The 25,272-nt window shown below is 71.1% G+C and carries 25 protein-coding genes; 12 read left to right on the forward strand and 13 right to left on the reverse strand.

Annotated features, from left to right (window positions below; translation table 11 throughout):
• The first annotated feature begins 91 nt into the window (after positions 1–91).
• The 4 genes from IO24_RS0103305 to IO24_RS0103320 all read left to right on the forward strand — a co-directional run bounded on the left by IO24_RS0103305 (position 92) and on the right by IO24_RS0103320 (position 6,096).
• Positions 92–2,959 carry a pPIWI_RE module domain-containing protein gene (locus IO24_RS0103305; RefSeq protein WP_031131568.1) on the forward strand — a complete coding sequence of 956 codons (2,868 nt, stop codon included), beginning with the start codon at positions 92–94 and terminating at the stop codon, positions 2,957–2,959.
• Between the two features lie 370 nt (positions 2,960–3,329).
• Positions 3,330–3,788 carry a peptidoglycan-binding domain-containing protein gene (locus IO24_RS0103310; RefSeq protein ID WP_031131570.1) on the forward strand — a complete coding sequence of 153 codons (459 nt, stop codon included), beginning with the start codon at positions 3,330–3,332 and terminating at the stop codon, positions 3,786–3,788.
• 94 nt (positions 3,789–3,882) lie between these two features.
• Positions 3,883–4,902, forward strand: a complete 1,020-nt coding sequence (locus tag IO24_RS0103315) for a helix-turn-helix domain-containing protein (protein ID WP_037667123.1) — start codon at positions 3,883–3,885, stop codon at positions 4,900–4,902.
• 99 nt (positions 4,903–5,001) lie between these two features.
• Entirely contained in the window at positions 5,002–6,096 is a 1,095-nt protein-coding gene (locus IO24_RS0103320) for a peptidoglycan-binding protein (protein ID WP_031131574.1), read from the forward strand.
• A 64-nt stretch (positions 6,097–6,160) separates the two neighbouring features.
• Here IO24_RS0103320 and IO24_RS0103325 read toward each other — a convergent pair whose 3' ends face one another.
• The 3 genes from IO24_RS0103325 to IO24_RS0103335 all read right to left on the reverse strand — a co-directional run bounded on the left by IO24_RS0103325 (position 6,161) and on the right by IO24_RS0103335 (position 7,669).
• A complete protein-coding gene (locus IO24_RS0103325; protein ID WP_031131576.1) occupies positions 6,161–6,544 on the reverse strand; it encodes a peptidase inhibitor family I36 protein in 384 nt (127 codons plus the stop codon).
• Positions 6,545–6,633: 89 nt separating this feature from the next.
• Positions 6,634–7,059: a MazG-like family protein gene (locus tag IO24_RS0103330; protein ID WP_234335134.1), complete on the reverse strand. Its 426-nt coding sequence runs from the start codon at positions 7,057–7,059 to the stop codon at positions 6,634–6,636.
• Between the two features lie 52 nt (positions 7,060–7,111).
• Complete coding sequence (locus IO24_RS0103335; RefSeq protein ID WP_031131580.1) at positions 7,112–7,669, reverse strand: DoxX family protein; 558 nt, start codon at positions 7,667–7,669, stop codon at positions 7,112–7,114.
• Between the two features lie 193 nt (positions 7,670–7,862).
• On the opposite strand from IO24_RS0103335, the gene IO24_RS0103340 reads away from it, so the two are divergent.
• Both IO24_RS0103340 and IO24_RS0103345 read left to right on the forward strand, forming a co-directional pair.
• Positions 7,863–8,189: a hypothetical protein gene (locus tag IO24_RS0103340; protein ID WP_031131583.1), complete on the forward strand. Its 327-nt coding sequence runs from the start codon at positions 7,863–7,865 to the stop codon at positions 8,187–8,189.
• 57 nt (positions 8,190–8,246) lie between these two features.
• Positions 8,247–9,233 (forward strand): aldo/keto reductase, encoded by a 987-nt coding sequence (locus IO24_RS0103345; protein WP_031131586.1) that lies wholly within the window; start codon positions 8,247–8,249, stop codon positions 9,231–9,233.
• A 262-nt stretch (positions 9,234–9,495) separates the two neighbouring features.
• On the opposite strand, the gene IO24_RS0103350 is transcribed toward IO24_RS0103345, so the two are convergent.
• On the reverse strand, positions 9,496–10,314 hold the full coding sequence (locus IO24_RS0103350; protein WP_031131589.1) for an SDR family oxidoreductase: 819 nt from the start codon (positions 10,312–10,314) through the stop codon (positions 9,496–9,498).
• Between the two features lie 49 nt (positions 10,315–10,363).
• Positions 10,364–11,398 carry a Gfo/Idh/MocA family protein gene (locus IO24_RS0103355; protein ID WP_031131592.1) on the reverse strand — a complete coding sequence of 345 codons (1,035 nt, stop codon included), beginning with the start codon at positions 11,396–11,398 and terminating at the stop codon, positions 10,364–10,366.
• Between the two features lie 85 nt (positions 11,399–11,483).
• On the opposite strand from IO24_RS0103355, the gene IO24_RS0103360 reads away from it, so the two are divergent.
• The 3 genes from IO24_RS0103360 (at position 11,484) to IO24_RS0103370 (ending at position 15,388) form a co-directional block, all read left to right on the forward strand.
• Positions 11,484–12,791 carry a multidrug effflux MFS transporter gene (locus IO24_RS0103360; RefSeq protein ID WP_031131595.1) on the forward strand — a complete coding sequence of 436 codons (1,308 nt, stop codon included), beginning with the start codon at positions 11,484–11,486 and terminating at the stop codon, positions 12,789–12,791.
• A complete protein-coding gene (locus tag IO24_RS0103365) occupies positions 12,734–13,912 on the forward strand; it encodes a serine hydrolase domain-containing protein (protein WP_031131596.1) in 1,179 nt (392 codons plus the stop codon). Before IO24_RS0103360 ends, IO24_RS0103365 begins: the two co-directional genes overlap by 58 nt.
• A gap of 492 nt (positions 13,913–14,404) precedes the next feature.
• A complete protein-coding gene (locus IO24_RS0103370; RefSeq protein WP_031131598.1) occupies positions 14,405–15,388 on the forward strand; it encodes a small ribosomal subunit Rsm22 family protein in 984 nt (327 codons plus the stop codon).
• Between the two features lie 70 nt (positions 15,389–15,458).
• Here the strand turns inward: IO24_RS0103370 and IO24_RS0103375 are convergent, their stop codons facing one another.
• Entirely contained in the window at positions 15,459–15,665 is a 207-nt protein-coding gene (locus IO24_RS0103375) for a DUF6243 family protein (RefSeq protein ID WP_031131600.1), read from the reverse strand.
• Between the two features lie 106 nt (positions 15,666–15,771).
• Here IO24_RS0103375 and IO24_RS0103380 point away from each other — a divergent pair, with 106 nt between their 5' ends.
• On the forward strand, positions 15,772–16,410 hold the full coding sequence (locus IO24_RS0103380; protein WP_031131602.1) for a TetR/AcrR family transcriptional regulator: 639 nt from the start codon (positions 15,772–15,774) through the stop codon (positions 16,408–16,410).
• Here IO24_RS0103380 and IO24_RS0103385 read toward each other — a convergent pair.
• Positions 16,389–17,246 carry a glycerophosphodiester phosphodiesterase gene (locus IO24_RS0103385; RefSeq protein WP_031131604.1) on the reverse strand — a complete coding sequence of 286 codons (858 nt, stop codon included), beginning with the start codon at positions 17,244–17,246 and terminating at the stop codon, positions 16,389–16,391. The genes IO24_RS0103380 and IO24_RS0103385 overlap by 22 nt on opposite strands.
• A gap of 209 nt (positions 17,247–17,455) precedes the next feature.
• Between IO24_RS0103385 and IO24_RS0103390 the strand changes: the two genes are divergently transcribed.
• Positions 17,456–18,196, forward strand: coding sequence for a bifunctional DNA primase/polymerase (locus IO24_RS0103390; protein ID WP_031131606.1), 741 nt, complete (start codon positions 17,456–17,458; stop codon positions 18,194–18,196).
• A gap of 41 nt (positions 18,197–18,237) precedes the next feature.
• On the opposite strand, the gene IO24_RS0103395 is transcribed toward IO24_RS0103390, so the two are convergent.
• The 4 genes from IO24_RS0103395 to efeO all read right to left on the reverse strand — a co-directional run bounded on the left by IO24_RS0103395 (position 18,238) and on the right by efeO (position 22,810).
• Entirely contained in the window at positions 18,238–19,230 is a 993-nt protein-coding gene (locus IO24_RS0103395) for an SCO2278 family lipoprotein (RefSeq protein WP_078898761.1), read from the reverse strand.
• Between the two features lie 355 nt (positions 19,231–19,585).
• Positions 19,586–20,419 carry an iron uptake transporter permease EfeU gene (gene efeU, locus IO24_RS0103400; protein WP_031131611.1) on the reverse strand — a complete coding sequence of 278 codons (834 nt, stop codon included), beginning with the start codon at positions 20,417–20,419 and terminating at the stop codon, positions 19,586–19,588.
• Positions 20,420–20,423: 4 nt separating this feature from the next.
• Positions 20,424–21,659 carry an iron uptake transporter deferrochelatase/peroxidase subunit gene (efeB, locus tag IO24_RS0103405; protein WP_031131614.1) on the reverse strand — a complete coding sequence of 412 codons (1,236 nt, stop codon included), beginning with the start codon at positions 21,657–21,659 and terminating at the stop codon, positions 20,424–20,426.
• A gap of 2 nt (positions 21,660–21,661) precedes the next feature.
• Positions 21,662–22,810, reverse strand: a complete 1,149-nt coding sequence (gene efeO, locus IO24_RS0103410) for an iron uptake system protein EfeO (RefSeq protein ID WP_031131617.1) — start codon at positions 22,808–22,810, stop codon at positions 21,662–21,664.
• Between the two features lie 161 nt (positions 22,811–22,971).
• Between efeO and IO24_RS0103415 the strand changes: the two genes are divergently transcribed.
• Positions 22,972–23,616, forward strand: a complete 645-nt coding sequence (locus tag IO24_RS0103415) for a PhzF family phenazine biosynthesis protein (protein ID WP_031131619.1) — start codon at positions 22,972–22,974, stop codon at positions 23,614–23,616.
• 23 nt (positions 23,617–23,639) lie between these two features.
• Here the strand turns inward: IO24_RS0103415 and IO24_RS0103420 are convergent, their stop codons facing one another.
• Positions 23,640–24,287 (reverse strand): biliverdin-producing heme oxygenase, encoded by a 648-nt coding sequence (locus IO24_RS0103420; protein ID WP_031131622.1) that lies wholly within the window; start codon positions 24,285–24,287, stop codon positions 23,640–23,642.
• Between the two features lie 124 nt (positions 24,288–24,411).
• Positions 24,412–25,269 (reverse strand): type I methionyl aminopeptidase, encoded by an 858-nt coding sequence (gene map, locus IO24_RS0103425; protein ID WP_031131624.1) that lies wholly within the window; start codon positions 25,267–25,269, stop codon positions 24,412–24,414.
• Positions 25,270–25,272 lie beyond the last annotated feature (3 nt).

The raw sequence follows: 25,272 nt of genomic DNA on the forward strand, positions 1-25,272 counted from the left end.
GGCGTCCGTCACCACACCGCACCGCACCGCATCCGCGACGTGACTGCGTCGCGTCCGCGCACTTCACACCTGCCCCGAGGAGAACGGCACCATGGCCTACCAGTACAACCGCCCGGCGGCATACCTTCCCGACCCGGCACAGGGGCCCTTCGTCGTCCCGATGCACACGCTCTCCCTGCCTGCCCACTGGGAGGAACCACTCCTGCGCCTCTACCACGGCGGAATGACCGAGGGGCAGGCCGAGCGATGGCGCCGCGTACCCACAGCGGCGGTCAACCAGCTGATGCGCGCCACCGCGCCGGACATCGTCACGGTCGACTCCACGGCACGGTTCGGCTCGGAGACCCCCTGGCTGTACTGCCAGGACGCGTACCCGATGGCGGTGACGAACCTCTACATCGCCACCTGGCTCAAGAGCCTCCCGCGCGATGCCGACGATCCCGAGACCACGGCCCTGCTGATGAACTGCTTCCGTGATCTCGACACCGGGGCTCTCAGCTGGCGGCCCGGCAAGATCGACCTCCTCGAACAGGAGTTGTCGCCCGGGGGAACCGCTCTGCCCGCGTCCCACGTGTACCGGTTGCTTCCCGACATCCTCGCCGAACGGATCGTGTGCCAGGGACCGTACGAACACCACGGGCAGCAGCTGTCGTTCCGGCAGGTCGCCGGCCGCACGGGTGCCCGGGGTCAGGGAAGCGGGGGCGCCGAGCTGATGTCGAACGTGATCGAATACGTACCCAGGCGGCGAGGCGGCGACGCCAAGCCGGCCTACTACGCGGCGACCCTCCGCATCACCGTGCGCACCGTTCCCTTCTCGCCCGTCCCGCGCGTCCATGTAGCCGCCGGTGTGCGCCGGTTCGTCACCGGCAAGGTCTACATGCCGTACGGCAAGGGCGTGTCCGCGTACCTCCTCCCCGACGACTCCCTCGTCCACGACGGCCCGCAGCCGCAGCGCTTTGCGGTCGCCATGCTGGAGTGGAAGAACGGCACCACAGACTGGCGTCAGGGCGGAGCTGAAGGAATGCTCGCCCGGATCAGCGCACTCGACGCACTGCCGTCCCCGGACCGGCTGGTGAAGGAGGCCGGCCACTGGATCCACGGCCGGGATGGCATCCGGATCGCGATCGGGCACCAGGCCGCCATGGGCAGGCACACGATCGGCACCGGACTGATGCCCAGTGAACGCCGACGGTTGATCGAGTGGGCGGAGCAGGCGATCGCTCCCGAGTTCGTTCCCGTTCCGAAGCTCGAGCGCAGTGCGTACGCGCGGCCGCCCAGGAAGCAGCTCAAGAAGCTGCCGTCCATTCCCAAGAACGTGGAAAAGAAGGATCCCGAAGACCTCGCGGTCATCCTGGATGAGCGTGAGCTGAACGCGGCCCACAACGCTCAGGTGCTGCGGGCACGCCTGGCCGAAGCACTCGAAGGGGAAGACCTCACCGCGGTCGTGCTCCACCAGAGCGACGCCATCCGCGATCAGATGATCGCCGCGGCGGAGACGGGGCTGGGGCTGGCCGGGCACCGGCGTGCGCAGGGTCCCGACACCTGGGTGTGGGAGACGGAGGAACTCACTGTTCGGCTGCACGCTCAGCCCCTGGGGGTTTTGGGTGCACCGCTGGGAGACGACAGTGCGCCGCGCCGGGGGCAGGAGCACGACAAGGCCATCGAGGAGCGCCGTACCGGTGTCGCGCGCGCCATGGCAGCCCTGCGGGAAGCCGTCCCCGGGGTCCGGCTGGCCTTCGTGGAACTCGACGGGCAGGACGCCTTCCGCCATGCCAAGCGACGGAGCGACCCCAAGCACGCCATCCGCCTCGGCTGCGCGGACGCAGGCCTGGTGACCCAGTTCATCCGGCCGCCAGACCCGGATATGGAGGCGGACGAGGCTCTCGCCGATGCAGGTCTGCGTGCAGCCGCAGCCTGGTCTGACGGCCTGCGTCAGACCGGCATGCGGCTGGTGCCCCAGCACACGCTCGGCGACACGCTCATCCCCGCGAACCTGAACCAGGTGGCCTTCCATCTGGTGGAACGCCGCCTAGACGGACCCACGGGCAAGCAGCAGTTCACGCCGATCGCGGTGCTCATCCGGCCGGGCGCGAAGTGCGTGCTGGGCAAGTCGGCCGACATGCACGAATGGGTGCCGTACCCCGAACTCCTCAAGACCTTGACGGGACGGGTTGAAGGACGGAAGAACAGCGCGGAGCAGTCGGCCCTCACGGCGGCCTTCGTCAAGAAGACCCTCGCGCAACTGCGCAGTACCCCGACGCTCGTCATGGCCCACGCTCAGGACGTCCGGAAGCGATGGCCTTGGCTGAGGAACGACGGTTTGGAACGGGACAGGCTCGGCCTCGACGGAGGCCCCACCCAGCGGATCGGTCTGTACGGCAAGCAGCTTCGTGTCGTCCGGGTCGCCGACGGCAGTCGGGACGAGACGGCCCAGTGCTGGGCAGAGGCGGAGGAACGCTCTCCGGAGTTGGAGGGCCAGCAGCGCGGGGGCATCGCGATGGGGCTGTGGCGGCCCGGGGCGCGGGGCGACTCGGACCGCGTCTTCTACAGCACGACCGGCAAGTCCGGCACGCAGACGAAGCTCACCAACGATGACGCGAAGCTGACTCCGCACACCAACGCAGCGGGTAACAACTCCTACCGTCCGACAGTGAATGCCTGGAACCCGGACCTCCTTGAGCTGACCGTTGCGTGCCTTCAGCCGGGCGATGACGCCGAGGCATGGTCCGCATTCGTACACCAGCAGCGTTTCAGTGAGGACTACCGCGCGGGCCGTGAAGGGTTGGCTCTACCGCTGATCTTGCACCTTGCACGACTCGCGGACGACTACGCTCTGCCGCACGAGATCGACGAAGTTTTGGACCTGGCAGATCCTCAGACTACGGCCTCCCCGGACGACGCCCTATGGGGCCAGATCGCCTTCGACTTCTGCATCGATGGTGGGGTTATCGGCGAGTGACCTGCGTGCTTCCTGGGTGATGTGCGAGGGAGCTGCGCTCGCAGATCGGGTGGTTGTCCCCGGCGTACGCCCGACTGGTCCGCCACTTCGGCACACCTGCTTTTTCGCACACCCTCTTGAGACACCCGGACCCCGCGCAGCACCCCCCGTGCGGCATATCGCCCTGCTCGCAGCCGTCCCGCCGGCCGTCCCATCGCGCGGAGAATCACCAGGTCAGGCCGGGTGGGACATCCCTGCCTCCCGCACCTTCCGCATCTGATTGACGCCCCCTGCCCGGCCATGACGACCATCCACCCGTGAACTCAGCGCCCTCGGACGAGCGCCGAGTCTGCAGCACACGCACACTCACCAGCCCATGGGGGACAATCACGTGAACAAGACCCGAGCACTGCGCTCCAAGTCGGCCATCTCCGCCGCCGCCGTCCTGCTGTCCTGCGCCGGAATCGGCCTGGCCACCGCTACACCGGCCGTCGCCTATGCGGGCTACTGCAATTCCGAGGTGACCAAGAAGAGGGCGGCCGCTTCCGGCGGCTCCTACAAGGCGTACCTCCCCGCCCACGGCGGCGATATCGACTGCTACATGAACCAGGGTGCGGAAAGCAAAGCCGTCAAGGCGCTGCAGAAGAACCTGAACTGGTGCTACGACCGCAACCTCGAAGTCGACGGAATCTTCGGCAAGGACACCAAGGAGGCGCTCGAGTACGCCCAGGGCAAGGAAGGCATCGGAAAGGACGGCAAGTACGGCGAGCAGTCGCGCACCAATCTCAAGTGGCGTTGGTACGAGAACCGCAACCTCTGGTACTGCGGTGAACTCCGAAACGGTGCCTGAGACGGTGAGGCGCGGCTGAACCCCCTTGCCCCGCGCCCGTCCCGATACCATCACTCCGTCTGCACGCGCACCGTGTCATCGGGGGAGGACCGGGATGGGGCACTGCGGAGGGACGGAGTTCGCGGCGGCGTTGCGGGAGTTGAAGGACCGTACACCGCACAGTTTCGAGACCTTGGCGGCGCGGACCGGTATCAGCCGGTCCGCGCTGCACCGTTACTGCTCGGGCACGTCGGTTCCGGCCGACTTCGCGACCGTGGAGCGCTTCGCCAAGCGGTGCGGGGCGGACCGGGACGAACTGGTCGGGCTGCACCGGCTGTGGGTCCGGGCGACCGAACCGGATGCCCCGGGGAGGGATGCGGAGCCGGACGAACCGGATGCTTCGGGACGGGCACCGAAACCGGTCGAGCCGGAGGTGCCTCGGCCGCGGGCGCGGCCGACCGTGGCCGCAAGGGCCCGGTGGAGGTCCAGGAACCTGGTCGGCGTCGCGGTCGCCGTCGTCGTCGGCGCGGGGCTGCTGGGTGTCGTACGGGGCACCGCGGGAGCGTCCGACGAGGAGCGACTGCTGCTCTCGCAGGCCTGCAAGGGGCCGGTCGGCATGGGAGAGAGGGGAGAATGCGTCCGGGAGGTCCAGCGCCTGCTGGTGGAGGCCGGCGGGGACCTCGACGTCACCGGGCGTTTCATCGGGGACACCCGCAGCCTGGTCGTGGCCTTCCAGACGTTCGCCGGGCTGCACGACAACGGCGTCGTCGACACGGCGACCAAGCAGGCGCTGTACGACGAGGACATGGACGTCTCCCTGCAGACCTGGAGCGAGGAGCGCGTGGCGGACCGCATCCGCGAGGTCTTCGACCGGGACGCCGGGCAGGCCGTGCGCACAGCCGAGTGCCAGTCCCTGCTGGAGCCGCTCGCCACGACGTCCCAGGCCGATTCCACCCGTACCTGGGGCGTCTTCCAGCTCTCCGAGTCCCACCTGCGGGAGCTGGACGGAACCCCCGTGGACGCGCTGGACCCGGAGTGGAACATCCGGGCCGCCCACCGGCTGTGGTCCCGGCACGAGGACTTCCGCGCGTGGCCGCACTGCAACGTCACGGTGGAACCCGTGGATCAGCTGTGAACTCGTCTGCATGCGGCCACAGTTGATGCCGAAGCGCCCGCTTTTCCGTAGCATGGGCACCGCGTGCGCCGGGGGATCATGCTGCGGAGGTCCGAGAAGATGCAGGGCGATCGGGCCGAGGCCCGTGTCAGGGAGTTCGCCGAGGCGCTTCTCGCGCTGAAGGAACGCACGCCACACAGTTACGAGACGCTCGCCACCCGGCTGGACATCAGCCGTTCCGCGCTGCACCGGTACTGCTCGGGCAGGGCCGTACCCGCCGACTTCGACGTGGTCAGGCGGCTAGCCCGGCAGGCCGGGGCTGACCGGGACGAGGTGACGGAGCTGCACCGGCTGTGGGTGCTGGCGAGCGAGCCGCGTACGCCGTCTCCAGTGCCGGAACCCGCTGCCGCCGGGGCCTCGACGCCGGTGCCTGTCGAGGACGGGCCGGTCGGCGGCGAAACCGAGGTCTTGAGCCCCGCCGCAACTCCCGCTGAAGAGGGCCGGGAGGCCGTGGGGGCCGGAGACTCCCGGTCGCTCCGGTGGCCGTGGACCGTTGCCGCCGTGCTCTCTGCCGCCGCGCTCGCCGCCGCCGCCCTGATAGGGAACGAGGGCGCTGAGGAACCGTCCGAGACCGTGGCCGACAACCGTCCCTTGTTCACCGGTGAGTGCAAGGAGCCGGTCCGCGACGGTCAGAGCGACAGGTGTGTCCGGGAGGTCCAGCTGCTGCTGTCCAGAACCGGAGTGACCATAGGGATCGACGGCATCTTCGGCCCCGAGACCCTGCGCCGGGTCGAGGCGTTCCAGCTGCGGGTCGGACTGAACGTGGACGGCATCGTCGACGACGACACCAAGCGGGCGCTGTACGACGAGGACGTGTCCCTGAAGACCTGGAGCAAGAAGCAGGTGGCCGACCGTATCCACGAGGTCTTCGGGAAGAAGGCGGACACGGCCGTGCGGATCGCCCGCTGCCAGTCCTTCCTGGACCCCCTCTACATCACACCCAACACCAACGGCACCCGGAACTGGGGCATCTTCCAGATCTCCGACGCCCGGCTGCGCGATCTGCGGGGCACCCCGGAGAAGGCCATGGACCCGGACTGGAACATCCGGGCGGCACACCGGCTGTGGGCTCAGGACGAGACCTTCTCCGACTGGCCCCACTGCGCCGCCGCCGCCGAGGACCCCCCGCCGGGCGAGGGCGGCGACGCCCCCTGACCGGCTCGGGTCAGTGAGTCGCCGCCCGTCGGCAGGCCAGGTGCGCCGGCGGACCGTGCGTCGGTCAGCGGCAGTTGACCCACCTGTTGGAGAGGACCTTGATCGTCACTTCGTCGGAGCTGCCCTTCTGGCCACGCTTGAGCGTGCCGAGGGACTTGGTGTAGTTCTTACCGCCGTACACCTGCACATCGCAGCTGTTGCCGTTGTTGAAGGCGGAGCGGAAGCCGTTGGCGAAGACGGTGTGCGAGGACAGGTCCGCGTTGTCGTACTGGACCTTCTGCATGCGGCCGGTGTAGTTCTCGCCGGCCCAGACGCAGAACCAGCCCTTCGGGCAGTCGCCCGACGCGGCGGCCGCGGTGCCGCTCGTCGCGCCGATTCCCAGACCGGCCAGCAGCACGGCGCCCGAGACGACCCCCGCCTTGGTGCGCACCCCGCTGAACACGCTCATGTGTTTCCCCCTTCGTCGGATCGGAACTCAGCGCCTTCGTCCTTCCGCGCCGAGCCACGAAGAGGTCTCTCACACCGCTGCGTGACCGATCAACCGCCGAGGGCCCCTGTGGGAGGCTGGGATGTCTCACCCCCGCCGGCCTGCCGGTTCTCGGGGAGACGGGATGTCGCGAGGGAGGGAGAAACCGCCCCCAGTGACCGCTGCGCGACCCGCTCCAGATGCCCCCCGAACACCTCCCGCGCCTCCGGCGTCAGCATCCGCAGCGCCATCAGCGCCGTGATGACGACGTCGCACAGCTCCGCCTGCACGTCCTCCCATGTGTGTGTGACGCCCTTGCGCGGGTTCTGCCCCGTCGCCCCGATCACCGCCTGGGAGACCTCCCCGACCTCCTCGGACAGTTTCAGGATGCGCAGGAGGACGCCCTCGCGGCCCTCGACGGGGCGGTTGGTGTCGAGCCACTCCGACAAGGCGTCGATGGTGGACCAGAGTTCAGGGGTGGGGGTCTGCTCGTTCATAGGGGCGCAGCCTGCCATGCGGGACTGACAACGCCCCGGCCCCGGCCGTCCCCTACTCCATGTACTCCTCCTCGAACAACGACTCCTGCTCCCCCTCCTTCGCCTTCCGCAGCCGCCGCGCCCGGGCGCCCACCACCACCGCCGTTCCCGCCGCGGTCGCCGCGAACGCCGCCGGGATCATCCAGCCGCGGTTCACCGCGTGGCCGAGCAGGTGGTCCAGGGAGAGGCGGCCCGGGCCGGTGACGGCCAGGCCCGCGGCTGTCAGGCCCAGGGTCGCCGCGTACTCGTAGCCGCCGCCCTGGTTGAAGAAGCCGTTGGGGGCGTGCACCGCCGCCGCGCCCGCCATCGCGCCGGCCGCCGCCGCGCCCGCGGCCGGGGTGGCCAGGCCCAGGGCCAGCAGCGTGCCGCCGCCGGTCTCCGCGAGGCCCGCCGCCGTCGCGCTCGCCTTGCCGGGGACGTAGCCGACGGACTCCATGAACTGGCCGGTCCCCTCGATGCCGTGCCCGCCGAACCAGCCGAACAGCTTCTGCGCGCCGTGGGCGGCCAGCGCACCGCCCGCTCCCAGCCGGAGCAGCAGCAGGCCAAGATCACGTCGGTCGTTACGCGTCACGTCGTCTCCCGGAGCGGACAGCAGGAACAGCAGGAACAGCAGGAACGGGATAGCAGGAACGGGACAGCAGGGCGTCTCTCGCCGGTTTCACCGTCGCATCCGCGGCCCCGGGCCACACCTGGCGGAGCCGCGCGGGACGCCGTTCGGGTGGCACGGGTGGCGTGCGGGCGTGGCCGGTACGAGGCTGGCTCGCATGACGATTCAGACCACGCGCCTGAGCGATCCGGCCGTCCGGGCCTTCGTGGCCGCCGTGAACAACCACGACCGTGAGAGCTTCATGGCGCTCCTCGCGCCGGGCGCGACCATGACGGACGACGGTTCCGACCGCGACCTCGACGACTGGGTGGACCGGGAGATCTTCTCCTCCCACGGCCACATGGAGGTCGACAACGAGTCCAACGGCGGCCGTTCCCTCATCGCCCGCTACAGCAACGACACCTGGGGCGAGATGCGCACCCGGTGGAGCTTCACCGTGGACGACGACGGCAGGATCACGCGCTTCGAGACCGGGCAGGCCTGAAACCCAGACCCCCGCGGGGCTTGTCCTCGCGTGCACTCCAACTTCTAGCCTCCCTGCATGGAGACCACACGGCCGCTGGGACGCAGCGGCATCGAGGTGAGCGCACTCGGCTTCGGCTGCTGGGCGATCGGCGGTGAATGGCAGGCCGCCGACGGGCAGCCGCTCGGCTGGGGCAGGGTCGACGACGAGGAGTCGGTACGGGCGGTGCGACGCGCCCTCGACCTGGGCGTCACCTTCTTCGACACCGCCGACACCTACGGCGCCGGGCACAGTGAACGCGTGCTCGGCCGGGCCCTCGGCAAGCGCAGGGCGGATGTCGTCGTCGCCACCAAGTGGGGCAACGTGTTCGACGAGAACACCAGGACCCTCACCGGCAGCGACGCCTCCCCGGCCTACCTGCGCCGCGCCCTGACCGCGTCCCTGGACCGGCTCGGCACCGACTACGTCGATCTCTACCAGTTCCATCTCTCCGACGCCGGGCCCGAGCAGGCCGCCCTGCTCCGGGACGCGTGCGAGGAACTGGTCCGCGAGGGACTGATACGGGCCTACGCGTGGAGCACGGACGATCCCGTGCGCGCCGCCGTGTTCGCCGAGGGGCCGCACTGCGCCGCCGTCCAGCACGCTCTCAACGTCCTGAACGACGCGCCCGCGATGCTCCGGCTCTGTGAGGAGGCGGGCCTCGCGAGCGTCAACCGCAGTCCGCTCGCCATGGGGCTGCTCACCGGCAAGCGCCGGGAGCGGCAGCCGTTGGAGGCCGGGGACATCCGCAGCAGGCCCCCGGCCTGGTTGCAGGGTTTCGGCGACGGGTCCGGCGCCGATCCGGAGTGGCTCGCTCGTGTCGACGCCCTCAGAGAGGTCCTCACCAGCGAGGGCCGCACTCTCGCCCAGGGCGCCCTGGCCTGGCTGTGGGCGCGCAGCCCGCGGACGGTTCCCATCCCCGGTTTCCGCTCGGTCGCCCAGGCGGAGGAGAACGCGGGGGCTCTGGAGAAGGGGGCGCTGACCGGGGCGCAGCTGGCCGAGGCAGACCGGCTGCTCGGGCGGTGATCCCTCATCGGTCTTTGATGTGAGCGGCAGTCGTTCCACGCCCACCGGTGCGTACTCCGCGGTCCCTCGCGGAATCCACCCCCACCCGGTGCTGTGGAACGACTGCCGCCTCCCCCCTGGATATGGCTGACGGGAGCGCTCTGCTCCAACTGTGAAGCTTTGGTGTAGGAGAGTTGAGCATAAGGGCCCTACCGGCCGCAATGGTGCGGACGTTTCTATTCCGGTTGTGCAAGTTGATGAGTTGACGACCTGCGCCGCGCGCTCAGCCGCGTCCGACGTACGGCATCGCCGTGGCCAGCACCGTCGCGAACTGCACGTTCGCCTCCAGCGGCAGCTCCGCCATGTGCCGCACCGTGCGGGCCACGTCCGCGACGTCCATCACCGGTTCCGGGGCGATTTCCCCGTTTGCCTGGAGCGCTCCCGTCTGCATACGGGAGGTCATGTCGGTGGCCGCGTTGCCGATGTCGATCTGCCCCACCGCGATGCCGTACGGCCGCCCGTCCAGCGACAGCGACTTGGTCAGGCCGGTCAGCGCGTGCTTGGTCGCCGTGTAGGCCACCGACAGCGGGCGGGGCGTGTGTGCGGAGATCGAGCCGTTGTTGATGATCCGGCCGCCCTGCGGGTCCTGCTCCTTCATCTGCCGGTACGCCGCCTGCGCGCACAGGAACGCCCCGTTGAGGTTGGTGTCCACCACGTGCCGCCAGGCCTCGTAGGGCAGTTCCTCGACCGGCACCCCGCCGGGGCCGAACGTGCCCGCGTTGTTGAACAGCAGGTCGACCCGGCCGAAACGCTCGACGGTGGCGGCGAAGAGGGCGGCCACGTCCTCGGGGCGTGAGACGTCCGTCCGTACGGCGAGAGCGGCACCCCCAGTTGCGCCCCCGGCTGCGCCCCCGCTGGTGCCTCCGGTTGGGCCCTCGTGCGTGCCCTCGGACGCCAGGGCCGCCGTCTCCTCCAGCGTCTCGACGCGACGGCCCGCCAGCGCCACCGACCAGCCCGCGCGCAGCAGTTCCACGGCGACCGCCCGGCCGATGCCGGAACCCGCCCCGGTCACCACCGCGATTGCATTGTCCTTGGCATTCATGGGCCCGCAGCGTACGGGAGCCGCATCCACACGCTGCGGGACCCAGGGCTCAAGCCGGCGTGAGCTCCGCCGTGAGGTCCTCGTCCGGGTCCTCGCCCGGGTAGCGGACGCCGACCCGGCCCCGGATCGCGTCGAGCGTCCGCATCACGGCGAGCGTGCCGTCGAGCGGGACCAGCGGGGACTCGGTCTCACCGGCGCGCACGGCCCGCATCACCTCGGCCGCCTCGTGACGGAGGCTGTTGCGGGGGCCGTCCGCCGGGTCGGCCGTGAACTCCTCGGCGTCGCGGCCGTCCCGGTGCAGGACGAACTGCTCCGGGAAGAAGAACCCGTGCGGGATGTCGATCCGGCCCTTGGAGCCGGTCACCGACGCGGAGGTCGCCGTACCGCCCACGAGGGAGCAGTGCACCGAACCGAGCGCGCCGCTGTCGAAGGAGAGCACCGCCGCCGTCTGGAGGTCGACACCCTCCTCGGAGAGGACCGCCCGCGCCGTGATGTCCGACGGCTCCCCGAGCAGCAGCTGCGCGAACGACACCGGATACACGCCGAGATCGAGCAGCGCGCCGCCACCCAGCTCCGGGTTCCGCAGTCGGTGCGAGGGCGGGAAGGGGCCGGCCAGCCCGAAGTCGGCCTGGACGCTGCGCACCTCGCCGATCGCCCCGTCGTCGACCAGGGCTTTGAGCCGCCGTACCAGCGGGTTGCAGTACATCCACATCGCCTCCATCAGGAAGCGCCCGTGCTCGCGCGCCAGCGCGACGAGTTCCTCCGCCTCGCGCACGTTCAGCGTGAAGGGCTTCTCGCACAGCACGTGCCGCCCGGCCGCGAGACACAGCCCGGCGGCGGTCCGGTGCGCCGTGTGCGGGGTGGCGACGTAGACGACATCGATGTCCTCGTCCTGCGCGAGCGCGTTCCAGTCGCCGTAGGCCCGGGGGATCCCGAACCGCTCCGCGAACGTCTTCGCCGACGCCTCGGACCGCGATGCCACCGCCACGACCTCCGCGTCCGGCAGGTCGATCAGATCCGCGGTGAACGCGCTCGCTATTCCGCCGGTCGCCAGGATCCCCCACCGCACCGTGTCCGCCGTCATTGCGCTCCGCCTCCACCTCGTGACCCCGAGCAGTCCGTACGAGCTGAGAGCATAGGTGGCGATCGACTCGAAAAGGGAGGGACTCATGCCCGAGGGTGGGGCGTCCATATCGAACACCGCGCAGGGGGCCGCGACCGGGACGAAATCCCCCGACCTCACATCGCACCGCCGCACCGGACTCCTGGTCACCTTCCTCCTCGGAAGCCTGACCGCCGTACCGCCCCTGGCGATGGACATGTACCTCCCGTCCCTGCCGGAGGTCACCCGCTCCCTGCACGCGCCCGCCGCGACCGTCCAGCTCACCCTCACCGCCTGCCTCGCCGGCATGGCGCTCGGGCAGCTCGTCGTCGGGCCGATGAGCGACCGGTGGGGCCGCCGCCGCCCGCTGCTCGCCGGGCTCGCCGTCTTCATCGTCGCCACCGTCCTGTGCGCACTCGCGCCGACCGTCGAGCTGCTGGTCGCCTTCCGGCTGGCCCAGGGCCTCGCGGGCGCCGCCGCCATCGTCATCGCCCGGGCCGTCGTCCGCGACCTCTACGACGGCATGGCCATGGCCCGCTTCTTCTCCACCCTCATGCTGATCTCCGGGGTCGCCCCGATCGTGGCGCCGCTGATCGGCGGGCAGGTCCTGCGCGTCACGGACTGGCGGGGCGTGTTCGCCGTGCTCACGGTCATCGGCGTGCTGATCGGGGCCCTGGTCTGGGCGCGGCTGCCCGAGACCCTGGCGCCCGCCGACCGGCACAGCGGCGGCGTCGGCGAGGCCCTGCGTTCGATGCGCACACTCCTCGCCGACCGCTCCTTCACCGGCTACATGCTCACCGGCGGCTTCGCCTTCGCCGCCCTCTTCGCCTACATCTCGGCGTCCCCGTTCGTCATCCAGGAGATCTACGGCGCCTCCCCGCAGACGTTCAGCCTGCTGTTCGGACTCAACTCCGTCGGGCTGGTCATCGTCGGCCAGATCAACGGCAAGATCCTCGTCGGCCGGGTCGACCTCGACCGGGTGCTGGGGACCGGCCTCGCGATCGTCGTCACCGCCGCGACCGCGCTGCTGCTGCTGTCCCTCGGCGTCTTCGGTGAGGTCGGTCTGGTGCCCGTGGCCGCCGCGCTGTTCGTGCTGATGTCCGCGATGGGCATCACCCTGCCCAACACCCAGGCCCTCGCCCTGATGCGCACCAAGCACGCGGCCGGTTCCGCGTCGGCCCTGCTCGGCACGTCCTCCTTCCTCATCGGCGCGATCGCCTCCCCCCTCGTCGGCGTCGCCGGGGAGGACACCGCCCTCCCGATGGCCGTCGTCCAACTGGCCGCCGCACTGGTGGCAGTGGCCTGCTTCGTGGGAATGTGCCGACCCTGGAAGAAGGAGAGCGGCCGCGCGAGCGTGGAGGGGGCAGTCAGCTGAGCGCACCCAGACTGCGCGACGGCACGCCGGAGCGGGCCGGACTCGACCCCGCGGAACTGCGTCACCTCGTCCGGGAGGTCCACGTCCTCACCACCGGGCAGCGCCCCTGGGCACCCGGCGCTGTCCTGGTCGTCGGACGCGGCCCGGTGATCGCGGTCGAGGAGGCGGCGGGCTGGGCCCTGCGCTACGCGGCCTACGACCCGGACGCCGACGCCGGGGTGGAGCTGCCGCCCGAGGAGCGGGTCCCGATGACCGTCGCCACGCCCTTCGACCTGGCGTCCCTGACCAAACTCTTCACGTCCGTGGCCGCCGTGCAGCAGATCGAGCGCGGCACGCTCGGCATCGACGCGAGGGTCGGCGCGTACCTGCCCGACTTCACGGCCGCCGCCCGGCACGGCATCACCGTACGGCAGCTGCTCACCCACACCTCCGGGCTGCGGCCCGAACTGCCGCTGTACGACTGCGCCGACGACGGACAGCGGCTGGCTGCACTCCGGGCCGAGGCGCCGGTCGGGGCGCCGGGCACCTACTGCTACTCCGACCTCAACATGCTGCTCCTCCAGTACGTCCTGGAGCGCGTCACCGGCCGCACCCTCGACGTTCTCGTCCACGACGGCATCACCCGGCCGCTGGGCATGACGGCGACGGACTTCGGGCCGTGCCCGGGCGCCGCGGCGACGGAGGACCAGCGGCGGCCCTGGGCCAAGACGGACCGGGGGATGCTGCGGGGCGAGGTCCACGACGAGAACGCCTGGGCCCTCGGGGGAGTGGCGGGCCACGCCGGGCTGTTCTCCACCGGCCGGGACCTCGCGGTGTTCTGCCGCACCCTCCTGGCGGGCGGCTCCTACGGCCCCGCCCGCATCCTCGGCCCCGACTTCGTCGAACTGCTCTTCACCCCGCCGGGCCTCGGCTTCTCCCTCGACCAGCCGTGGTTCATGGGCGACCTGGCCGGTCGCGGCGCGGCGGGCCACACGGGCTTCACGGGCACGTCCCTCGTCCTCGACCCGGCCACGGACACGTTCCTGATCCTCCTCACCAACGCGGTCCACCCACGCCGCCGCCGCCCGGACAACGCCCCGAGGGCGGCAGCGGCGTCGCGAGTGGCCCGGGCGGTGCGGTGACCTCTGCCGGGGGCTCCGGCGAAGTGAGGGGTGAGCCGGGGGTGCCCGGGCAAAGGGTGACGTCCTGGACGTCACAGTCACAGCCTCGGTGGACGCTGTGGATCGGCGGTCGCGCCCTCTCACCACGGCCGGGCGGGCGGCCCGGCCGGCCCCGGGGAAGGGCGCTTGGCTCGCCGCCGGGCCGGCCGGTCTGTGGCGGGCTAGCGCGGGCGGGGCCTCTGCCCGGGCTCGCCGCCTGCCCTTGGTCCGCCTCGGGCTGGCCGCTTGCCCCTGAGCCCGCTTCGGGCTGGCCGCTTGCCCCTGAGCCCGCTTCGGGCGGGGGTCGTTTCGGGCTGGCCGCCTGCCCCTGAGCCCGCTTCGGGCTGGCCGCTTGCCCCTGAGTCCGTCTCGGGCGGGACCCGTCTCGGGCTTGCCGCTCGCCCTTGGCCCGTCTCGGGCGGGGGTCCGTCCCGGGCTCGTCGCCTGCCCCGGTCCGCCTCGTAGAATCACCGGGTGAACGCCCCCGCACCCCCGGCCGAAAACCTCCGCGCCGCCCTCGCCGGTCTGCTCGACGGGCTGCCGCCCCGGCAGGCCTCGCAGGCGGTCGAGCGGCTGATCGCCAGCTACCGGGGGGCCACCCCGACCGACGCTCCCATCCTCCGGGGCCGGGCCGACGTCGCCGCCTACGCCGCCTACCGGATGCCCGCGACCTTCGAGGCCGTGCGCTCCGCGCTGGAGGCGTTCGCGGACGCCGCGCCCGAGTGGGTGCCGGGCGGGCACACCGACCTGGGCGGGGGCACGGGCGCCGCGGCCTGGGCCGTGAGCGCGGTCTGGGGCGGGGAGCGGCCCGTCACCGTGCTCGACTGGGCCGAACCCGCGCTCGCCCTCGGACGCGAGATCGCCGCGGCCAACCCGGAGCTGAGGGACGTACGCTGGCAGCGCTCCCGGATCGGAGCGGCGCTCACCCTCGAGAGCACGGATCTCGTCACCGTCTCCTACGTCCTCAACGAGCTGACCGCCGCCGACCGCACCGCCCTGGTCGACGCCGCCGCGGCGGCCGCGCAGGCCGTCGTGATCGTCGAACCCGGCACCCCCGACGGCTACGGCCGTCTCATCGAGGCCCGCGACCGGCTGATCACCGCCGGTTTCCGGATCGCCGCCCCCTGCCCGCACAGCGCCGCCTGCCCCATCGCGCCCGGCACGGACTGGTGCCACTTCTCCGCCCGGGTCAGCCGCTCCTCCCTGCACCGCCAGGTCAAGGGTGGCTCCCTCCCCTACGAGGACGAGAAGTTCGCCTACGTCGCCGCCGCCCGCTTCCCCGTCGAGCCGGCGCCCTCCCGCGTCGTCAGGCGCCCCCAGATCCGCAAGGGCCAGGTGCTCCTGGACCTGTGCGAGAGCGAACCGTCCCTGCGCCGCGCCACCGTCACCAAACGACACGGCGACCTCTACAAGGCTGCACGGGACGCCGACTGGGGAGACACCTGGCCGCCCTCCTGAGCTTCTGCCGGCTACGCACAAGATCGACCCGCGCCGGACAGGCCGGGACGATCCCGTGCGTGGGGGAGGGTCACGACGCCTCGTCGGCCGTGCCCTCCTTCCGTGCTCCCTGCTGCCGTTTCTCCTGAAGCTTGCGCAGCAGTTCGCGCTTCTGGGCCTGCGGGTCGACGCCGCCGCCGATCCGGTCGCCCCGGCCGCCGCCGCGCAGCGCCCCGCGGCCGAGCTTCTTGCGTGATCCGCCGACACCCAGCATGTTTCCGGCTCCGCCTCGGGTCATCTCGGGTTCCTTCCCTGTCTTCTCCACGTGACGAGACGGTTCGTCTCGTGCGTGCGCTCCACTGTCCGCGAGACGCTCCGTCTTGTCAACCTGATAAATTCGACGCATGGCCGTCCAGAAGTCCCAGCCCGCCCCCGGCAAGCCCGCCCCCGACTCCACCCGGCGCAGCGAGAAGTCCCGCCGCGCCATCTACGACGCCGCCCTCGCGCTCGTCGTGGAGGTCGGCTACCCCAAGACCACCATCGAGGGCATCGCCGCCCGCGCCGGTGTCGGCAAGCAGACGATCTACCGATGGTGGTCGTCCAAGGCGGACGTTCTGATGGAGGCGTTCCTCGACCTGGCCGAGCAGTCCACGGAGGAGGCCGGGGCGGTGCCGTACACCTTCCCGGACACCGGCGACCTCGCCGCCGACCTCAAGGCCGTCCTGCGGGCCACCGTCGACGAACTGCGCGACCCGAGGTTCGAGGCGCCCTCCCGCGCGCTGGCCGCCGAGGGCGTCGTCAACGAGCAGCTCGGGCGTGAACTCGTGGCCAAGCTGATGCAGCCCTCACTCGACCTCTACATCGGCCGGCTGCGCGCTGCGCAGGACGCCGGCCAGGTGCGGCCCGAGATCGACCCGCGCATCGCCCTGGAGTTCTTCATCTCCCCGCTCGCCCAGCGCTGGCTCCAGCACACGGGCCCGATCTCCCACGAGTACACCGACACCCTCGTCGACTACGCCCTTCACGGCCTCGCCCCGCGCTGAGCGGCCCGGGCCAGCCGCCCCGGCGCGTCCGTGATCACGCCCGAGCAGCCCAGCGCCAGTACCCGGTCCCGCTGCGCGTCCGTCACCACGGTGTGCGCCCACACCCGCGCGATCCCCGAGTTCACCGCCCGCACCAGATCCGCGTCGCGCGCCCGGTGGTCCACGTCCAGCAGGTCCACGAACGACCGCCAGCGCTCCGGGCGGTCCGTGCGCAGCTGCTCCGCCGAGCGCCACAACTGCGCGAGCAGCCCGAGGCGGTGGACGCGCCGGGCCACCTCGGGGTCGTTGGAGTTCACGAACACCGAGCGGGTCAGGCCGCGGGCCCGGATCAGCGCGGCCAGCCGGTCCAGGCTCCGCGGGTCCTTCGCCTCCAGCATCAGCACGATCCGCCCGCCGAAACGATCCAGCACCTCGGCGACCGTCGGCGGCCGCTCCGACCGCCAGCTCCCCGGGAGCCTGTCCTTCGGGCGCAGCCGTACGCCCTGCCACTCCCCGGCGTCCAGGCCGCGCACCTCACCGCCCAGGTACGTGGTGCGGTTCAGGGTCTCGTCGTGGAACACCACCGGCGTGCCGTCGCGCAGCAGTCGCGTGTCGAAGTCCAGCACCTGCGCCGTCCCGCGCTCGTAGGCGGCCGCCAGCCCCGCCATGCTGTTCTCGGGGACCTCGCGGGCGCCGCCGCGGTGCGCGACGTACGTGATCCGGGGCAGGGCCGCCACGGTCAGCGGCCCCGCCCCCCACTCCAGCGGGGCCGGGGCGCGGCCGCCGGGCCCCGTGAGAGTCAGCGAGACCACGGAAGCCACGGAGGCCAGACCCGTCAGCGCGATCCAAGTGACCATGGCGACCACGGTAGGACGCCATGTCACGGCAAAGCAGGCAATGACACCCGATCACGGGGCAGAGCGGGGCTCGCCGCTTCTCTCCCGTCGAGACGCCTGGTGTACGTTTGCGTCCTTCCTGTCCCGGATGTGGGCACTGGCCCCCCGGTGCGCGCGAAGATGGGACCATGAGGCATGCTGTTGCGCACGACGGCGAGGCGAGGGGATTGATGAGCGCGGAGTTCGGCGGCCGGACCGGCCTGCAGGGCAAACTCACCCAGTGGCTGCGCGCCGGGCGCCGGCCCAAGGAGACCGCCGGGGACGGCGGCCGTGAGGCCCTGCTGCTCGCCGCCGCCGACGCGGGACTGCCTCTCGCGCCCGCCGCCCACCCGGCCGGGTACCGCTGCTCCTGCGACCGGGTCGGCTGCCCCACTCCCGCCCGGCACCCGGTGTCCTTCGCCTGGCAGACGCAGTCCACCACCGACGGCGCCCAGATCGAGCGCTGGGCCCGCCACCAGCCGCAGGCCAACTTCATCACCGCGACCGGCATGGTGCACGACGTCCTCGACGTGCCCCTCGATGCCGGTCGCGACGCGTTGGAGCGGCTGCTCGCCGCCGGTGTCGAGGTCGGACCGGTCGCCGAGAGCGACGACGGCCGCCTCCTCTTCTTCACGCTCACCCGCGGTACGCCCGAGGACGAGGACGAGTGGTGGCCGTGCGAACTGGACTGCCACCCCGAGACCGCGGACGAGCACCCCGGGCTGCGCTGGCACTGCCGGGGTTCCTACGTCCTCGTGCCGCCGGCGCGGCTGCCCGGTGAGGACCAGGCGGTGCGGTGGGTGCGCGGGCCGGAGCACGCGCTGCCGGATCCGCTGAGCCTGCTGGAGGTGCTCACGGAGGTCTGCGGGCGCTATGTCGGCGCGGACGACGCCGACCACGCCGCCGGAGCGGGCTGGCCGCCGCGGCACTGAGGCTTGTCGGCGGCTGTGCCGTGCAAGCATTGTCTACTTGTCTACGAGCCTTCCGCCGAGGTCAGGCCCTGGATCCTGCCCAGGATCGTCACCTTGCCCTGGCCCTTGGGATCCAGTGCCACCTCGTTGGAGACGAACTCCATCGTGAGGGACTGCTTGATCTCGCCCTTCGTCAGGGCGAGGACGTCCTTGTTGGGGGCGGGGACGGACGTGCCCGCGTAGGCGGTCTGCTTCTCGAAGTGGCGTGTGGTGAAGAAGACCAGGGCCCCGCCGTCCGCCGTGCGCAGGGCCAGCGGTGCGTAGTCGCCGTTCGTCAGCGGCTCGTCGATGTACTGGGTGACCATGCCCGGCTTCTTGGAGTTCTTCTGGCGCAGGGCACGCCACTGGGTGGTGTGGGCGCCGTCCGCGAAGGTCTCTCCGCCGCTCTTCAGGTAGGTCGCGTACGTCCGGCTCAGGGCGCCGGGGGCCGTGGCCAGGTCGGTGGAGTTGGCGGGGACGGACTCGGCCCAGCCGTCGGCGTCCTTCTTGAACTGCGGGACCTTGCCCGGGGCGACGAGCGTCAGGTACGCGACCTGGAACGGGTCGTCCAGGCTGCTGCGGGTGAACACCAGCAGCCAGCGGGCGGCGCCGCCCTTGTTGCCGGCCGCGTCGACGACGAACCAGCGGGGCCAGCCGGCCTTCTTGGGGATGGTGAACTTCGCGTCCGTCAGCTTCAGCGGGGTGTGGTTCGGGTTGCCGTCCGGGTTGTTCGCCTTCCCGGCCTTCAGGCGGGCCGAGTCGATGTCGGCAAGGGCACCGGTGGTGTGGTCGGCGTCCAGGGTGCCGTCGAAGGCCTTGTCGGCCTCGTTGTACGCGGTCGTGAACTCCTGGAGGGCCTTGGCGGCTTCGGCGCGGGTCGTGGACGGGAGGATCTCCCGTTCGCCGTGCACGACGACGCATCCACTGGCCGTCAGCGACAAAGCGGTCGCCGAGGTTGCTATGAGGGCGCTCCGGGCGGGCCTGCGGAGCGTTCGAGGGTCGCGATCCCTGCTCATCGGGTACCTTCACCTTCCCCTTTCCGGAGGCGAACCCTACCGGGTGCCTCTGGCGGTTGGGCCGGGGGTGGGGGTGGGGCGGGTGCGCGCCTTCGCCTTTCGCCGGGTGGTGGGTCGGGGCCGTGCCGGGGGGTGTCCGTCCTCGGAACGGCGCGATGGGGTCTCACGCCGACTGACTGTCCGTTGACGCGCCAACCAGCTGCGGGCGGACACCCCCCGGCACGGCCCCTTGCGTCGTACGGCGGCCCTAGCTGCGGGCATGCGTGCCGCTTGGGGCGGCACGGGTGGGCGCAGCGGCACCCCGTTCCGCCGGGTTGCGCACCCACCCGGCATTCGCGTCGAGGGCGGTGGGTTGTCACGCCCTGTCGCGCAGCGGAGTTGGCGTCGCCGTCCGGGCCGGGGCCAGGAACAGGGCCAGGGTCGGGATCAAGTACAGGAGCCAGGCCGCCACTTGGAGCGTGGTGGGGTCGGGCTGGAAGTTGAAGACGCCCTTGAGGAGGGTGCCGTACCAGCTGTCCGGAGGGATCGTGCCGGAGATGTCGAAGGCCTTGTCGGTGAGGCCGGGCAGGAAGTCGGCCTCCTGGAGGTCGTGGAAGCCGTAGGCCAGGACGCCGGCCGCGACGACCACCAGCATGCCGCCGGTCCACGTGAAGAACTTCGCCAGGTTGATGCGCAGCGCGCCCCGGTAGAACAGCCAGCCCAGGAGGACCGCCGTCAGGAGGCCCAGGGCGACGCCGAGCAGGGGGCGCGGCGTGCCGTCGCTCGCGGCGTGGATCGACGCCCAGACGAACAGGGCCGTTTCCAGGCCCTCCCGGCCCACCGCGAGGAAGGCCGTCGCGACCAGCGCGCCTGTGCCCATCGCCAGCGCCGCGTCCAGCCTGCCGTGCAGCTCGGACTTGAGGTGGCGGGCTGTGCGGCGCATCCAGAACACCATCCACGTCACCAGGCCCACCGCGAGGATCGACAGCGAGCCGCCGAGTGCCTCCTGCGCCTGGAACGTCAGTTCCTGGGAGCCGAATTCGAGGGCGCAGCCGAAGCCCAGCGCGAGGGCGATCGCGACGGCTATGCCGGTCCAGATCGGCTTCAGGGCGTCCCTGCGGTCCGTCTTGACCAGGTAGGCGATGAGGATGCAGACGACGAGGCTCGCCTCCAGGCCCTCGCGCAGGCCGATCAGGTAGTTGGAGAACACGGGCTCAGGCCTCCTCGGAGAACAGCGTCCGGCCCCACCAGTCGTCCTGGTCGCGGACGCCCGGCGGGATGGCGAAGAGCGCCGAACCCACGTGCTGGATGTACTCGTTGAGCGCGTCCGCGGCCAGGCTGCGCTGGATCGGGATGAAGCCCTTGCGGACGTCGCGCTGGTAGGCCAGGAAGAACAGGCCCGCGTCCAGGCGACCGAGGCCGTCCGTGCCGTCGGTGAAGGAGTAGCCGCGGCGCAGGATCGTCGCCCCGTGGTTGGTGTCGGGGTGCGCGAGCCGGACGTGCGCGTCGGGCTTCATCGCCTTCAGGAACGGCTCGTCGCGTTCCTTGGCCTTGCCGACCGGGGCGCCCTCGCCCTTGTCGCGGCCGAAGATGTCCTCCTGCTCCTGGAGGGAGGTGCGGTCCCAGGTCTCGATGTGCATGCGGATGCGGCGGGCGACCAGGTAGGAGCCGCCCTCCATCCAGCGCGGTCCGTCCTTCTCGTCCACCCAGACGAACTTCTTCAGTCGGTCCGGTTCCGTGCCCGCTATGTTGCGGGTGCCGTCCTTGAAGCCCATGAGGTTGCGTGGCGTCTGCGCCTCGGGTGTCGTCGACGACGTCTTGCCGAAGCCGAGCTGCGACCAGCGGATGACGACCTTGCCGAAGCCGATGCGGGCCAGGTTGCGGACGGCGTGGACCGCGACCTGGGGGTCGTCGGCGCAGGCCTGGACGCACAGGTCGCCGCCGCTGCGGTTCTTGTCGAGGTTGTCGCCGGCGAACTTCGGCAGGTCGGCCAGGGCCTCCGGGCGGTGGTCCGTGAGGTCGAACTTCTCGAACAGGGACGGGCCGAAGCCGATCGTGAGGGTCAGGCGGGAGGGCTTCAGGCCGAGGGCCTCGCCGGTGTCGTCCGGGGGCGCCTCGGCCAGGCCGCCGTAGGCGCCCTCGCCGACGGTGTGTCCGGCCGTCATGCGGCGGGCGGCCGCCGTCCAGTCCTTCAGCAGCTGAACGAAGGCGTCCCGGTCGTCGGTCGTCACGTCGAACGCGGCGAAGTGCAGGCGGTCCTGCACCGGGGTGGCGATGCCCGCCTGGTGCGGGCCGTGGAAGGCGATCGCCGAGCCGGCCGGTTCGGTGCCGTCCTCGGTGCGGGCCATCGCCGCCGCCCCGCCCGCCGCGGCCGCGCCGAGTGCCAGGCCCGCGCCGCCCCAGCCGAGCAGGGAACGGCGGCTGGGGGAGGGGGAGCCGGTGTCCGTCATCGCTACTTCACCACGGCCGCGGCGAGCTTCGACAGGGGCTCCGCCAGGGCGTTGACCGCGTCCGAGAGCTCCTTGCGGTCGGCCTTGCCGACCTTGTCGTAGGAGGTGAAGTCGTACGACGTGGTGTCGGGGCGGTACTTGTCCAGCAGCTTGTCCAGGGCCGCGAACTGCTCGTCGAGTTCGGTGACGAGGGCCGCGTCGTTCTCCTTAGCGACCGGCTTCAGCAGGTCGTACGACTTCTGCGCGCCCTCGACGTTGGCCTTGAAGTCGACCAGGTCGGTGTGGGAGTAGCGCTCCTCCTCGCCGGTGACCTTGCCGGTGGCGACCTCGTCGAGGAGTTCCTTGGCGCCGTTGGCCATGGAGGTGGGGGTGATCTCGGCCTTGCCGACCCGGTTCTGCCAGTCCTTCAGGTCCTTGATCAGCAGGCCGGCGAGGTCCTTCTCGCGGGTGCCGATCTTCTTGTCCTGCCAGAGGGCCTTCTCCAGGCGGTGCCAGCCCGTCCAGTCGGTGGCCGGGTCCTGGCCGTCCTCCAGGCCGTCCTCGCGGACGTCGACCTTGGGGTCGATGTCGCCGAACGACTCGGCGACCGGCTCGGTGCGCTCCCAGCCGATGCGGGAGGGGGCGTAGGCCTTCTTCGCGGCTTCGAGGTCGCCGTCCTCGACGGCCTTCGCGAACGCCTCGGCCTTCGGCAGCGTCTCGTCGGCCTGCTGCTGGACGTAGGCGCGGTAGGCCGCGACGGCCTTGTCCAGGCGGGGGTCGCGCTGTACGGCCTTGCCGCCGGTGGCCTTGACGGCCTGTCGGATGCCGTCGCCCTTCATGCCGGGCTTGCAGGCGATCTGGTAGTCGCCGGCCTTCACCTCGGCGGTGACCCGCTGCTTGGTGCCGGGGCCTATGTTCTCCCGCTCGGTGACCACGCGGTCGTCGGGGAAGAGGACGTAGACCTCGGTGACCTTGGAGCCCTTGTTCTCGACGGCCAGCTCGACGTGCCCGGCCGGGAACTCCTTCTTCGACACCCGGCACTCGTCGTCCGTCGCCGTCACGTTGATCACGTGGTCGCCGTCCTTCGCGTCGCTCTTCTCGGTGCAGCCGGTGACGGCGGCCAGGGCCGCGGCGGCGGCGATGACGACGGAAGCGGGACGGGCGGGTCGCATGAGAGCTCCAGGAGAGAGAAGGTGAGGCTCACCTAAGACAGGCATAAGGATTACCTAAGTGGCCCAAAATCGCCCCCATGGTCGAGTCAAGGGAGGGTCAAAGGTCGCATCCCGCCCCCTGCCTCACCGGCGCACGCTCCTGACCGGGGAGAATGCCCCTCGTGACTGACTACGACGTGCTCCGCGTCTTCTGCGGGCCGAACGGTGGGTACGGCAACGAACTCGGGGTCGTGCGTGAGGGTTCCGTGATGCCGGAGCGGAGTGAGCGGCAGGCGTTCGCCGCGAAGGTCGGGTTCAGCGAGACCGTGTTCGTCGACGATCCCGAGCGCGGAGTGATCGACATCTACACCCCGACGCTGCGGCTGCCCTTCGCCGGGCATCCCTGCGTGGGCACGGCCTGGCTGCTCGACGTGCCCGAGCTCGTCACCTCCGCGGGGGTGGCCGGCGCCCGGCAGGACGGGGAGTTCTGCTGGATCGAGGCCCGGGCGGAGTGGGTGCCGCCGCGGACCCTGCGGCAGTACGGCAGTGCCGCCGAGGTCGACGACCTGGCCGTGCCGCCGCCGGGGGAGTGGGTGTACGCCTGGGCGTGGGAGGACGAACCCGCCGGGCGGATCCGGGCCCGGGCCTTCCCCGGCCGGGACGACGGCATCGACGAGGACGAGGCGACCGGGGCCGCGGCCCTGCTGCTCACCGACCGGCTGGGCCGGGCCCTCAATATCATCCAGGGGGCGGGTTCCCAGATCCTGACGGCGCCCCAGCCGGGAGGATGGACCGAGGTCGGCGGCCGCGTCCACCTCGAACGCTGACCGCATGAGGGGGCCCCGCCCGTTCACGCCATCAGGGGGAATTCCTTGCCCAGCGCCTCGAACATCCCGTTGTTCAGCCCGTAGGCCCGCTTGCACTCGGCCACGATCCGCTGCCGCTCCAGCTCGTCACCGGGCACCGCGTCCAGCAACCGCGCGTAAGTCCGCTTGAAGGCGGCCGGGTTGGGGATCCCCTCGAAGACGTAGAAGCGGACCCCGTCGCCCCTCTTCGGGAAACCCCATGTCTTCTCGGCCGTGTCGCGGATGATCTGGCCGCCGGAGAGGTCGCCGAGATAGCGGGTGTAGTGGTGGGCGATGTAGCCGGCCGGCCAGGTGCGGACGCATGCCGTGATCCGTTCCGCGTACTCCAGGGTGGCCGGCAGTGCGTCGGCCGTCGTCCGCCAGCCGGGGCCGCGCAGATACTCCAGGTCCCGCTCCAGCGCTGTCATGCGGAACAGCTCCGGACGGACGAAGGGGCCCACCACCGGGTCCGCGGCGAGCTGCCGGGCGCCGGACTCCAGTGCGCCGTACACGAACCACAGCTGTTCCGTGTAGCGCGCGAACGCGTCGACTCCGAGTCTGTGCCCCAGCAGGTCGCCGATGAAGGTCGAGCCCCTGACCTCTTCGTGCTGCTCGCGGGAGGCGGTCCGAAGGAGCGCCGAGAAGGATTCCATGGCCGGTAGCTTCCCGACATCGTGTCGGTAAAAACCTGTCGGTGGTTCCGGTGGGCAACGTCCACGGAGAACGGCCCGCCCTCCGGGGAGAGCGGGCCGTGCGGTGATGTGCGGATGGCGGGTGCTACGGCAGCGTGAGGATCTCCGCGCCCGAGTCCGTCACCACCAGCGTGTGCTCGAACTGGGCCGTCCGCTTCCGGTCCTTCGTGACGACCGTCCAGCCGTCGTCCCACATGTCGTACTCGTGCGTCCCGAGCGTCAGCATCGGCTCGATCGTGAACGTCATGCCGGGCTGGATGACCGTCGTGGCGTGCGGGCTGTCGTAGTGCGGGATGACCAGCCCCGAGTGGAACGACGAGTTGATGCCGTGCCCGGTGAAGTCCCGGACCACCCCGTAACCGAAGCGCTTGGCGTACGACTCGATGACCCGGCCGATGATGTTGATCTGCCGACCCGGCTTGACCGCCTTGATCGCCCGCTCCAGGGACTCCCTGGTCCGCTCCACCAGCAGCCGTGACTGCTCGTCGACGTCACCCACCAGGTACGTGGCGTTGTTGTCGCCGTGCACACCGCCGATGTACGCCGTCACGTCGAGGTTGACGATGTCGCCGTCGCGCAGCACCGTCGAGTCCGGGATGCCGTGGCAGATGACCTCGTTGACGCTCGTGCACAGCGACTTCGGGAAGCCGCGGTAACCCAGCGTCGAGGGGTAGGCGCCGTGGTCGCACATGTACTCGTGCGCGACCCTGTCCAACTCGTCCGTGGTCACCCCGGGGGCGATCAGCTTCGCGGCCTCCGCCATCGCCCGGGCCGCGATCCGGCCGGCCACGCGCATCGCCTCGACGGTCTCGGGCGTCTGCACCTCCGGTCCGGTGTACGGCGTCGGCGCGGGCTTGCCGACATACTCGGGGCGACGGATGTTTCCGGGCACGGGACGGGTGGGGGACAGCTCCCCTGGAACGAGCAGCGACTGGCCAGACATGCC

Source organism: Streptomyces flavovariabilis, from assembly GCF_000725785.1.
Classification (GTDB): Bacteria; Actinomycetota; Actinomycetes; order Streptomycetales; family Streptomycetaceae; genus Streptomyces; species Streptomyces hawaiiensis.

Bases quoted from the DNA above. Each gene is read 5' to 3' on its own strand.
- IO24_RS0103305 (WP_031131568.1), top strand. From the start codon at position 92: ATGGCCTACCAGTACAACCGCCCGGCGGCATACCTTCCCGACCCGGCA.
- IO24_RS0103315 (WP_037667123.1), top strand. From the start codon at position 3,883: ATGGGGCACTGCGGAGGGACGGAGTTCGCGGCGGCGTTGCGGGAGTTG.
- IO24_RS0103320 (WP_031131574.1), top strand. From the start codon at position 5,002: ATGCAGGGCGATCGGGCCGAGGCCCGTGTCAGGGAGTTCGCCGAGGCG.
- IO24_RS0103325 (WP_031131576.1), bottom strand. From the start codon at position 6,544: ATGAGCGTGTTCAGCGGGGTGCGCACCAAGGCGGGGGTCGTCTCGGGC.
- IO24_RS0103330 (WP_234335134.1), bottom strand. From the start codon at position 7,059: ATGAACGAGCAGACCCCCACCCCTGAACTCTGGTCCACCATCGACGCC.
- IO24_RS0103340 (WP_031131583.1), top strand. From the start codon at position 7,863: ATGACGATTCAGACCACGCGCCTGAGCGATCCGGCCGTCCGGGCCTTC.
- IO24_RS0103345 (WP_031131586.1), top strand. From the start codon at position 8,247: ATGGAGACCACACGGCCGCTGGGACGCAGCGGCATCGAGGTGAGCGCA.
- IO24_RS0103350 (WP_031131589.1), bottom strand. From the start codon at position 10,314: ATGAATGCCAAGGACAATGCAATCGCGGTGGTGACCGGGGCGGGTTCC.
- IO24_RS0103355 (WP_031131592.1), bottom strand. From the start codon at position 11,398: ATGACGGCGGACACGGTGCGGTGGGGGATCCTGGCGACCGGCGGAATA.
- IO24_RS0103360 (WP_031131595.1), top strand. From the start codon at position 11,484: ATGCCCGAGGGTGGGGCGTCCATATCGAACACCGCGCAGGGGGCCGCG.
- IO24_RS0103375 (WP_031131600.1), bottom strand. From the start codon at position 15,665: ATGACCCGAGGCGGAGCCGGAAACATGCTGGGTGTCGGCGGATCACGC.
- IO24_RS0103380 (WP_031131602.1), top strand. From the start codon at position 15,772: ATGGCCGTCCAGAAGTCCCAGCCCGCCCCCGGCAAGCCCGCCCCCGAC.
- IO24_RS0103385 (WP_031131604.1), bottom strand. From the start codon at position 17,246: ATGGTCACTTGGATCGCGCTGACGGGTCTGGCCTCCGTGGCTTCCGTG.
- IO24_RS0103390 (WP_031131606.1), top strand. From the start codon at position 17,456: ATGAGCGCGGAGTTCGGCGGCCGGACCGGCCTGCAGGGCAAACTCACC.
- IO24_RS0103395 (WP_078898761.1), bottom strand. From the start codon at position 19,230: ATGAGCAGGGATCGCGACCCTCGAACGCTCCGCAGGCCCGCCCGGAGC.
- efeB (WP_031131614.1), bottom strand. From the start codon at position 21,659: ATGACGGACACCGGCTCCCCCTCCCCCAGCCGCCGTTCCCTGCTCGGC.
- efeO (WP_031131617.1), bottom strand. From the start codon at position 22,810: ATGCGACCCGCCCGTCCCGCTTCCGTCGTCATCGCCGCCGCCGCGGCC.
- IO24_RS0103420 (WP_031131622.1), bottom strand. From the start codon at position 24,287: ATGGAATCCTTCTCGGCGCTCCTTCGGACCGCCTCCCGCGAGCAGCAC.
- map (WP_031131624.1), bottom strand. From the start codon at position 25,269: ATGTCTGGCCAGTCGCTGCTCGTTCCAGGGGAGCTGTCCCCCACCCGT.